Annotated in this window: 8 protein-coding genes; 2 read left to right on the top strand and 6 right to left on the bottom strand. The window is 32.3% G+C overall.

The features are described from left to right. Positions 1-162: 162 nt before the first annotated feature. The 3 genes from IPZ78_RS16970 to IPZ78_RS16960 form a co-directional block, all read right to left on the bottom strand. Positions 163-1,011, bottom strand: a complete 849-nt coding sequence (locus tag IPZ78_RS16970) for a TraB/GumN family protein (protein ID WP_225555173.1) — start codon at positions 1,009-1,011, stop codon at positions 163-165. 97 nt (positions 1,012-1,108) lie between these two features. Beyond that, positions 1,109-1,513, bottom strand: coding sequence for a DUF5606 family protein (locus IPZ78_RS16965; RefSeq protein WP_225555172.1), 405 nt, complete (start codon positions 1,511-1,513; stop codon positions 1,109-1,111). Positions 1,514-1,528: 15 nt separating this feature from the next. Beyond that, positions 1,529-1,987, bottom strand: a complete 459-nt coding sequence (locus IPZ78_RS16960) for a peptidylprolyl isomerase (protein WP_225555171.1) — start codon at positions 1,985-1,987, stop codon at positions 1,529-1,531. Between the two features lie 153 nt (positions 1,988-2,140). On the opposite strand from IPZ78_RS16960, the gene radC reads away from it, so the two are divergent. Then, on the top strand, positions 2,141-2,827 hold the full coding sequence (gene radC / locus IPZ78_RS16955; protein WP_225555170.1) for a RadC family protein: 687 nt from the start codon (positions 2,141-2,143) through the stop codon (positions 2,825-2,827). A 4-nt stretch (positions 2,828-2,831) separates the two neighbouring features. Here radC and IPZ78_RS16950 read toward each other — a convergent pair whose 3' ends face one another. From IPZ78_RS16950 to IPZ78_RS16940, 3 genes are read right to left on the bottom strand one after another with little or no spacing between them, the layout of a single operon-like run. Then, positions 2,832-4,010: an oxygenase MpaB family protein gene (locus tag IPZ78_RS16950; RefSeq protein ID WP_225555169.1), complete on the bottom strand. Its 1,179-nt coding sequence runs from the start codon at positions 4,008-4,010 to the stop codon at positions 2,832-2,834. Positions 4,011-4,013: 3 nt separating this feature from the next. After that, on the bottom strand, positions 4,014-4,376 hold the full coding sequence (locus tag IPZ78_RS16945; protein ID WP_225555168.1) for a hypothetical protein: 363 nt from the start codon (positions 4,374-4,376) through the stop codon (positions 4,014-4,016). Then, positions 4,363-5,004, bottom strand: a complete 642-nt coding sequence (locus IPZ78_RS16940) for a YgjP-like metallopeptidase domain-containing protein (RefSeq protein ID WP_225555167.1) — start codon at positions 5,002-5,004, stop codon at positions 4,363-4,365. The genes IPZ78_RS16945 and IPZ78_RS16940 overlap by 14 nt, the downstream gene beginning before the upstream one ends. A gap of 75 nt (positions 5,005-5,079) precedes the next feature. Between IPZ78_RS16940 and IPZ78_RS16935 the strand changes: the two genes are divergently transcribed. Further along, positions 5,080-7,083, top strand: coding sequence for a M13 family metallopeptidase (locus IPZ78_RS16935; protein ID WP_225555166.1), 2,004 nt, complete (start codon positions 5,080-5,082; stop codon positions 7,081-7,083). The last annotated feature ends 186 nt before the right edge of the window (positions 7,084-7,269 follow it).

Here is a 7,269-nt window from a genome sequence, read left to right as displayed (position 1 = left end):
TATAAACTCTTCTATTAGCAATAAAACAGAATCCAAAACTGTCAATAATTACAAAATATCCAAAATATCCTCTGTATCCAAGTATGCAGCTTAACAATTAGAAGTTTTCTTAAAAATCGAAATAAAACAAAGAAGCTGCCCTTTTTGGACAGCTTCATTTGTTTAATTCATTATTGGGGCTACTGTGTACCCCTTATCTCTAAGAAGTTCAATCAATCCTTGCTCACCAACAAGATGGGCTGCTCCGACAGCGATTAAAGTTTTGGACTTTGATATTATTGTTGGAATACTATCTACCCAAGTTTTATTGCGCTGTGTTAACATTAAATCATACACCTTAGGACTCATCCACTTTGGGTCAGATATTATGCTATTTAAAGACTTTAAATTTTCACTTTTATAAGCTTGAACCATTTTGTTCGTTAAGACCTCAGCTTCTTTATATAGTTTCAAATATTCATAGAAATATTCTGGTGTTGCGATCTGATTCAACATATTCAACTGAAAATCTATCGTTTCCAAATTAGCTTTTTGCTTGCCTTCAGCTAAAGTATTTACCTCAGCTTCAACAGACTTAACTTCCATTGGATTAGGGCAGTTGAATGATTTTAAAGTCAAAAGGCTCATCACCATCGCTGGATTTAGCATGTCAAACATACGAATAGACATTTGATTAGCAGTGAGTACACTATCAATAAACTTTACTTTATCATCAGATAAAGACTCAAAGAAATTAGGTACAGGAACCATCATCATATCCTGCATTTTCTTTGTGTTTTCTGGATTGAACAAATCAACCTCATAGACAACTTGATCTACATCATTAATAGCCTTTTTTACTTTTTCCAACATAACAAAATCTTCTGGGCACATGATATGAATTGTACCAAGCAGATAAGCGTCATTTTTTAGATTGTTTCCAGAAATTTTCCAAAGTAAAGAATTTTCTTGAGCAAAAGAGCTTGCTATCAATAAATTGAAAAATGCAAATAATACAAAAATATTTTTCATTTAAATGTGTGTTTTTTATTTCTGTAATTTAAAAATTTTCAAAACAAAAACGGGAATTATTTTCATAAATCCCGTTTTTAAAAATCTTTTTTTTCTTTTATTGAAGAGGAGCAGGTGCTTCTTCTTCGAATAAAGGGAATTCCTTAATAATATTATACCAAGAAATAATTTTTTTGATATCAGATGTATACACTCTTGACTCATCATGACCAGGAGCTACTTCACGGAAGAAATTACGTAATTCTTCACCAGAAGCTTTTGTGTCAGGTGTATTTACTCCATTCGCTTTTATTTTATCTAAAATATCTAGCAAACGAATTTCTTCTTCTTCACCATAGATAGTAATATCTTCTAGGGTGGCCATCTTTGTTGTGTTCAGATTGACTACAGATTTTATTTTAGCTTGATCTAAAGTTTCTAAAATAAAACCGCCTTTATTTTGTCCGATTAATTTAAATAATCCTGGTTTACCTGTTACGGATACTAATGCTCTTAAATTCATTATTTAATCAATTAATTAATCTTCAACAACCTCAATTGATAAAATACGATCACCTTGACGGATATCGTCAACTATATCTACATTTTCGATCACTTTACCAAAACAAGTATGGTTACGATCCAAATGAGCTGTATTGTTACGGCTGTGGCAAATGAAAAATTGAGAACCGCCAGTATTTCTTCCAGCATGTGCCATAGACAATACACCACGATCATGGTACTGATTTTCTCCTGTTAATTCACAGTCAATCTTGTATCCAGGACCACCTGTACCAGGCATACCTGATGCACCTTCACGTGAGTTAGGGCATCCACCTTGAATAACGAAATCAGGAATAACACGATGAAAAGTCAAACCGTCAAAATACCCTTCTTTTGCTAACTTAATAAAATTTGCTACCGTATTAGGAGCGTCTGCTGTATAAAATTGTACAGTCATATCGCCTTTTTCTGTCTTGATAATTGCTTTACTCATTTCTAAATAAATTTTTATGAGGACAAATATACGACTTTTTATGTGAAGAATTCGTTTGGAAACAACGCTGAATGTCGTTAATATTTGTTAAGATTCATGCTTTTTAGTAAATTCAGAATAAGTATTTGATTATTAAACAACCGCTAACTATATATGAACAAACTAGTCATCCGAGAGTGGGCAGAGTCTGATCGTCCTAGAGAAAAATTAATAGAACAGGGGAGACGCGCCTTAACTGATGCTGAATTGTTGGCTATTTTGATTGGTTCTGGTTCTACAACAGAAACTGCCGTAGAACTTTGTAGAAGAATACTAAAAGACGTAAATAACAACCTCAGTTTGTTGTCAAAAATGGAAGTAACCGATCTATGTAATTATAGAGGCATAGGTGAGGCTAAAGCAATTACTATTATTGCTGCATTAGAGTTAGGCCGAAGAAGGAGAGATGAGCAACCTATAAACACTCCAATTCTCAATAGTAGTAAGCGTGTATACGAATATTTTAAATCAAATCTTCAAGACATTCCACATGAAGAATTTTGGGTACTGTACCTAAATACAGGGTGTAAAATTCTAGATAGTCAACTTATTGGGCGTGGAGGTAATGATTTTACACCAGTAGATATACGTATTATTCTACGATATGCATTACAATCAAAAGCAAATTCAATGATCTTAATACATAATCATCCTTCAGGAACACTACAACCTAGTCAGGCTGACAAAATTTTGACGAATAGAATTACTGATGCGGCCAAATTAATGGATATAAAAGTCAATGACCATATCATATTTACAGATAATAGCTATTATAGCTTTAGAGATGAGGGATTGTTGTAATTAGTTATTTTAACTCTTGACAAACTAAACGGACATTTTCTTGCTCTTCTTCACCCTTTTTTATTGCATTTGTTCGACTTTCCAGATCGATTATACATCGTTCATTTTTACGTGTTCGCCAAATGTTTACCACACCTAGGCGGCCTACTTTTGTCTCTGGTAATCCTAAGGTTTTACAGGAATAATTACCTAAAAGAAAATGATTATAAAATAAATGGACCTCTCGCATCATCATGCGCATTAATTTATTTTTTGGATAATTAGCAATCAATGGCTCTTGTTCTAATGCCATTGCTAATAATCTACTATCTTCGTCACCCTCACGTTGGGTCATTGTCCATAAGTATAGTGCTTCTATAGCTTCATTTTCATTCTCAGGCAATAACTGTAATGGTATACCTAATAAATAACCAATATATTTCCAAAAATGAAATAATCCATCGATTTCTTGTGATGTTGGTTGGATGCCAATCCTGCGTAGACCAACTAGAAACACTAATGAGAACCCTAAATTTGTGGCTAACATATCCCAGATATTAATCGGGATACCCCAGCTTTTTGAATCCCAATCTGTATGTTTTAAAATATTAATACGAGAATAAGAATGAATAAATCGCGTTAGAAAAATTTGTCTGAAACCTTCTGAGCCGATTTCTAAACCATTTTCTTTTGTAATGTTAACCCAAAAATTTACCGTATCTGTTAAGCGTTTCACCGCCCCCCTTTTTAGGGCACCAGTGTATATTAGAGGTTTATTTATTGCTGCAGATTCGTATCCACCCATTAGGCAATAATCACGAAGAACAATTAAAGCCGACAATCCAGCCCTGCGACTAAGCTCTGATCCATACCTCAATTTTTGTGTGTCTAACCAAATAGGGGTGATATCGCTTTTTTTGAAAAAGTCATCCCAAATTAATTGTTCATCTTTAGGTAATGTAAGCTTTTTTAGATACGTGGTTAATGAAATATTTCCTTTAGAAAACCCTATTTTTTCATGAATATCAAGTACTACTTGGTCACCATTATGATCCCATTCATATAAAAGAGGAATCAATTTTTCGGCAAGTTTTAAATCTGGTGTATAGCCTAACTTTTGAAGTAATTCAATTCCGACTCCTTCATTCCAATAATATGCAAAGGATGATTTATTAATTTTATACCTGTAAGGATGATTTAGCATGCATTAATTATTCAATGTCCAATCAAAATATTCAGCCTCCAATGTCATCCTAGAACCAATTAGATCGAAATTAAAATCTAAATAGTCATTTGCACATGACTCTGTATCCGAACAACAGTAACGCTTATTAATTTGAAATTTTAATCGTAAAGAACCATTGTCCAAGTCTGAATTGTATTTAAATTTTATAATTTCAAGATTACTTATAGATGGTCCACCATCTAGACTATGTAGATTATCCAACACGTATTCCTGCAGTATTGCAAAAGTATTTTCTCCAAAATACCCTATTATTTTATTAGGGTTCAATATAAATGAATTTATATCATTTACTTGAATTACAAATTTCAAATTATTGTTGCTCATATTTCCAAATTCGTTCACAATGCCTCCAATTTGTGATATGTACCTTTGTTAAGTTGTCTATTTCTTCTTTTGAATATTTCAAGAAGTCGCCAACCGATAGAATCACCACATAAGTAATAAATTCATGTGACTTGTCTACTAATGTTCTATTGAATGTAATTAGATTAGATTTAGGACAAATAGTATAGTATTTTGTTTTGAATTTCTTAAGATTTATAGCTGGAATTATTACATTTAAATCATCCTCCAGTCTAGAAATAATTGAATTTATTTTATTTTGCAAAAGTGTACTTTTTAACGATTCCCTTTTTATCGTAGATTTTAATTCCTTAACATTTGTATAAAGTATATCATCCTTTAAATAAGGATTTCCGGTATATATATGTCTTATTTTGTAATTCTTATCAAAGAGGTGTATTGATTCTTCGAGATTTACCTTCTCTATTTCATTAAATTGTGTGATATCATTAATAAGTTCAGTTTTGATATATGTAATTAAAGACTCATGAGGAAAGTCGACCGGCACATTTAAATGTATTTCTATTTCACTGACATTTCTAATCATAATATGTTTGATATTACTTTTTAAGTGAATGACATAGCTTTTTCCGTCAATTTCTAAATACATATATAAAATAGTTACTTTTTATTAGTTGCATAATTAATTATTTATTGTAATAATATAAACATTCAGCATATAAATATGAATAAAATTTTTGTTTTGACAGCTGCCTTGCTTGCATCAAATTTTACATTTGCGCAAGATTACAAAGCAATTAATAAAGATTTCATGGACCAATCCGTTCGTCCTCAAGATGACTTCTACAATTATGTAAATGGAAATTGGATGAAAACAGTTCAAATTCCTTCGGATAAAGCGCGCTGGGGATCATTTGATGAATTACGGGAGAATACAGATGTTGCAGTTTTAGAAATTTTAAAAAAAGCATTAAATGAACCCCATACGAAAGGTTCTGATGGGCAAAAAATTGCTGATTTGTACAGATCATTTGTTGATTTTGAAACACGTAACAAAGTAGGTTTAGAACCTATTAAAGCTCAACTAGCTGATATTAACAAGATCAAAAATCTAAAAAATCTTTCAACATATTTTTCAAAGTATGGGCGCGAGGGAGGAAATCCTTTTTATGGAGGATTTGTGATGGCTCATTTGAAAAATTCTAAAATGAACGCTGTATATTTAGGTGGTGGTGCTTTAGGGTTAGGTCGTTCTTATTATCAAAAAGATGATGAAGCCAATAGAAAAACATTAAATGATTATTCTGCATTCATAAATACGCTATACGCAAAAGTAGATCTAAAAACGAAAGATTTAAAAGGTCCTAGAATAATTTCATTTGAAAAAGCTATCGCTTCAAATCTAAAAACTGTAGAAGAATCGCGTGATGCTCAGAAACGTTATAATCCTATAGCGGTAAAAGATTTAAATAAAATTGTTAAAAATGTCGATGTAGCTGGATTTTTAAAAGAGGTCGGTTTTAAGGCAGATACAGTAATTGTTGGTGAATTAAAATATCTTCAAAATTTAGATCAAATCTTGAATGAGAAGAATATTCCAGTTATCAAAGATTATTTAAAATTTCATCTAATTAACAATGCTACTTCATACCTAACAGAAGACCTTGATAAATTGGCTTTTGATTTTTACGGTAAAAAATTAAAAGGTCAAGCTGAACAAAGAAGTCTTGATAAACGTGGTTTGGAGTACGTTAATAGTAATGTAGGTGAATTATTAGGAAAATTATATGTTGAGAAACATTTTCCTGAAGAGGCGAAAGCTACATGCGAAGAATTAGTAAAATATTTGATTAAATCTTTTGAAGTTCATATCAAGCATTTAGATTGGATGTCACCTGTTACTAAAGAGAAAGCACTTAATAAACTTTCAAAGTTCACTGTTAAAATAGGATTTCCTGACAAATGGAAGGATTATTCTAAACTTAGCGTAACTACTTCACTTTACGAAAATGAAAAGCAAATCAACGCTTGGCGCTTCGAACAAAACTTGGCTAAACAAGGTCAACCTGTAGATAAGCTAGAGTGGGGAATGACTCCACAAACGGTAAATGCTTACTACAGTCCATTAAATAATGAAATTGTTTTCCCTGCAGCTATCCTTCAAGCACCTTTCTACGATTATAGAGCAGATGCTGCAGTAAATTTTGGTGGTATTGGGGCGGTAATTGGTCATGAATTATCACATGGTTTTGACGATTCAGGTTCTCAATACGATGGTGATGGTAACTTAAATAATTGGTGGACTGAAGAGGATAGAACCAAATTTGAATCTGCTGCAGATGCTTTAGTAGCACAATTTGAAAAATATGAACCAGTACCAGGAGTGTTTGTTAATGGTCGTTTTACGTTAGGTGAAAATATAGGTGACCTTGGTGGTTCATCTGTGGCTTTTGATGCTTTAAAAATGTACTTACAAGATAAAGGAAATCCAAGCTTAATTGATGGTTTTACACCAGAGCAGCGTTTTTTTATGTCTTGGGCTACAATTTGGCGTACAAAAACAACGGATGCATTTGTGATTAATCAGGTAAAAACTGACCCTCACTCACCGGCACAGTATAGAGCATTTGCTCCTATAATTAATTTGGATGCCTTCCATGAAGCTTTCGGAACAAAAAAAGGTGATAAATTATATGTCCCTAAAGAAAGTCGAATTGTAATTTGGTAATATTGAAAAAAGGCGATCATTTGCACTGCCTCCAAAAAGTTAGACACTTTCTGGAGGCATTTTTTATGGATAGAAAAGTAAAACACACATTATCATTTAAGAAGACTTGTATTGATTTGTACACTAAATCGTCAGAATCAATATTAGGTATTAGCAAGGAATATAAGGTTTCCGAAAGTTTATTGA

This window comes from Sphingobacterium bovistauri (genome assembly GCF_020295405.1).
Classification (GTDB): Bacteria; Bacteroidota; Bacteroidia; order Sphingobacteriales; family Sphingobacteriaceae; genus Sphingobacterium; species Sphingobacterium bovistauri.
This window is presented reverse-complemented; position numbering and strand designations above follow the sequence as displayed.

What these genes read in the sequence shown, in the direction of transcription:
- IPZ78_RS16970 (WP_225555173.1), bottom strand. Translation starts at nt 1,011, where the DNA reads ATGAAAAATATTTTTGTATTATTTGCATTTTTCAATTTATTGATAGCA.
- IPZ78_RS16935 (WP_225555166.1), top strand. Translation starts at nt 5,080, where the DNA reads ATGAATAAAATTTTTGTTTTGACAGCTGCCTTGCTTGCATCAAATTTT.
- IPZ78_RS16965 (WP_225555172.1), bottom strand. Translation starts at nt 1,513, where the DNA reads ATGAATTTAAGAGCATTAGTATCCGTAACAGGTAAACCAGGATTATTT.
- IPZ78_RS16940 (WP_225555167.1), bottom strand. Translation starts at nt 5,004, where the DNA reads ATGTATTTAGAAATTGACGGAAAAAGCTATGTCATTCACTTAAAAAGT.
- radC (WP_225555170.1), top strand. Translation starts at nt 2,141, where the DNA reads ATGAACAAACTAGTCATCCGAGAGTGGGCAGAGTCTGATCGTCCTAGA.
- IPZ78_RS16950 (WP_225555169.1), bottom strand. Translation starts at nt 4,010, where the DNA reads ATGCTAAATCATCCTTACAGGTATAAAATTAATAAATCATCCTTTGCA.
- IPZ78_RS16960 (WP_225555171.1), bottom strand. Translation starts at nt 1,987, where the DNA reads ATGAGTAAAGCAATTATCAAGACAGAAAAAGGCGATATGACTGTACAA.
- IPZ78_RS16945 (WP_225555168.1), bottom strand. Translation starts at nt 4,376, where the DNA reads ATGAGCAACAATAATTTGAAATTTGTAATTCAAGTAAATGATATAAAT.